3 protein-coding genes are annotated in these 2591 nt (G+C 39.7%); all 3 read left to right on the top strand.

Annotated features, from left to right (window positions below; translation table 11 throughout):
• Nucleotides 1-219: 219 nt before the first annotated feature.
• The gene (locus Q1V93_RS13295) at nt 220-993 is read left to right on the top strand and encodes a class I SAM-dependent methyltransferase (protein ID WP_300665374.1); all 774 of its coding nucleotides are present in this window, start codon (nt 220-222) and stop codon (nt 991-993) included.
• Nucleotides 994-1033: 40 nt separating this feature from the next.
• Nucleotides 1034-2002 (top strand): cytochrome c peroxidase, encoded by a 969-nt coding sequence (locus Q1V93_RS13290; protein ID WP_300665373.1) that lies wholly within the window; start codon nt 1034-1036, stop codon nt 2000-2002.
• A gap of 276 nt (nt 2003-2278) precedes the next feature.
• Nucleotides 2279-2591 (top strand): sigma factor (locus Q1V93_RS13285; protein WP_300665372.1); only part of this gene is annotated, 313 nt, incomplete at its 3' end.

The following is a 2591-nucleotide window of genomic DNA, read 5'->3' as shown; positions in this document are numbered from 1 at the left end:
ATTTATTGGGATTTGTGATTCGTTTTCATTGATTAATAACGGCCTTAAATGGTTTGCTTTGTTCGCTGATAAAATTTTAGCCGGACGTAATATTGCGGAATTACCACTGTTACGAGAAGTAGCATCAATCTTGATTTAAGATACCTTTTTGTCTCACACAAAAGAAAACTTTCTGTCTTTCACATGGCTTAGATGATTGAGATTATTAAATTTGCTTCCATGAAAAAACTATATAAATTTCTTTTAAATAAACTTCCGCGTCCTCTTTTGATCCGTTTGAGCTATGTTTTTAAAGTATTTGCTCCGCTTATTTACAAAGGAAATAATGTAGAATGCCCGGTTTGTGAAAGAAAATTTAAGAAGTTTTTGTCTTATGGTTCAGAGGTTTCGCACAGGGAAAATGTGCTTTGTCCGTACGATTTGACCCTGGAACGCCACCGTTTGATGTGGTTGTACCTGAAAAGAGAAAGCAATTTCTTTTCTGCAGATAAATTGAAAGTATTGCACATTGCACCGGAACAGTGTTTCCATAAGAAATTCAAGAATCAGAAAAACCTGGAATACTTAACCGGAGATCTACTTTCCCCGATTGCCGATCTGCATTTTGACCTACACCAAATTCCGTTGGAAGACAATCGTTTTGATGTGGTGTTCTGTAATCACGTGATGGAACACGTCGATGATGCGCTGAAATGCATGAAAGAATTACATCGGGTGATGGCACCGGGTGCGTGGGGAATTATGCAGGTTCCGCAAGATATTAATCGTACGGAAACCTATGAAGATTGGAGCATTACTTCTCCGGAAGAGCGCGAAAAACATTTCTGGCAAAAAGACCACGTACGGTTGTTTGGAATGGATTACCCGGATTGGTTAAGAAAAGCCGGATTCGAAGTGGAAATTGCGTTTGAAAAAAATCCGATTTCTCAAGAGGAAATTGACCGTTTCCGACTTGCTAAAACAGAAATTCTGTACATCGTTCGAAAAAAATAGTTTTTTCCTTCAAATCATAGTAACTTGAAAACCCGAAGCTATGATGTTGGATAAGCAAGTTTTTTTGATTCTGATTCCCGTTTTAATGGTTGGAATCAGGTGTTCTGATTCTCGGAAATCAACGATTTCATCCATTCCATCCCCAAAAGACAATCCGATCACCGAAGAGAAAATTGCTTTCGGTAAAAAACTCTTTTTTGATAACAGACTTTCAGCCGGGAACCAGGTCTCCTGTGCAACGTGTCATCAACCCGAAAAAGCGTTCACGGATGGTTTGCCTAAAAGTATTGGAGTAAACGGCCGAATGGCGATGAGAAATGCTCCGAGTATTCTGAACAGCGCTTATTTCAGCAGATATATGTATGACGGAGAAGTCAAAACGTTGGAAGAACAAGTTTTGGTTCCTCTGCAGGATCATCAGGAAATGGCGGGTTCGGTAAAAGAAATTCTCCAAAAACTTTCCCGCGACAAGAAATATCAAAAACTGGCAAAATCCATTTTCAACAGGGAATTGGATGCTTATGTCATTACCCGCGCAATCAGTTCCTATGAAAGATCACTGATCAGTCGAAACAGCCGTTTTGATCAGTATCAGGCCGGGAACAAGAATAGTCTGACTGCGGATGAAGTTGCCGGTTGGAAACTGTTTTCCGAAAAATTGTATTGCATTCAATGTCATTCCGGCCCGGATTTCACGAATTATTCGGTTGTCAGCAACGGACTTTATTCCGATTACGGATCCGACCAGGGAAGATACCGGATCAACGGAGTAGAGCAGGAGAAGGGAACATTCAAGGTTCCAGGTCTTCGGAACAGCTCACTTACAGCGCCGTATATGCACGACGGAAGTATGAAAACCCTGCGGGAAGTAATTCGTCATTATGCAAAAGGCGGAAAGAATTTTCCGAATAAATCTCCAATAATAAAACCGTTTTCATTGACAGATGTGGAAATTGGTCAATTGGAATCTTTTCTTGGATCACTTTCAGACACTTCGTTGGTGTATTGATTTTGGTTTTCGGATAGCTGTAATTCCTGCTATAACCCTCTGAAAACTGACTTTCCACACAATTTTATAAAATTGTGTGGAAAGTCAAGCCTTCCGGTTTTTGAGTAAGTCTGATTAAAAAATCTACTTAGTTGATAGAACTAATTGTGTTATTCGTCGAAAAACTGTTAAAAAAAGCCCCCTTTATTCTGTATTTGATAATAATTTGAAAAATATCACGTTACTTTAATTATACCCAATGCAAAAAAACATGCAAACCCAAAATCCAAATATACCATGGCAGTTAATGTCTATTTCCATCAGTCACCGGAACTTCTCCAGGAGGAGCAAGTATGGGTGATGCAAGCAAAGGCAGATCCGGCAAGATTTGAACCTTTGTATCGCAAGTATTATGATTCGATACTTCGCTATTTGAAACAACGCATGGAAGATCCCGAGCAGGCGCACGACATTGCTTCTCAGGTTTTTATCAAGGCGATTAAAAATTTGTCGAAGTATGAAGACCGCGGTGTACCATTCGGCTCCTGGCTTTATCGAATAGCTAAAAGCGAATTGTACCAATCCTACAGAGAAACACAGTCAAACAGAA

Origin of the sequence: Fluviicola sp. (assembly GCF_030151805.1) — a bacterium.
In the GTDB taxonomy this organism is placed as follows: domain Bacteria; phylum Bacteroidota; class Bacteroidia; order Flavobacteriales_D; family Crocinitomicaceae; genus Fluviicola.
The sequence above is the reverse complement of the archived record's forward strand: the minus strand, read 5'-3'. Positions and strand labels throughout refer to the sequence as shown.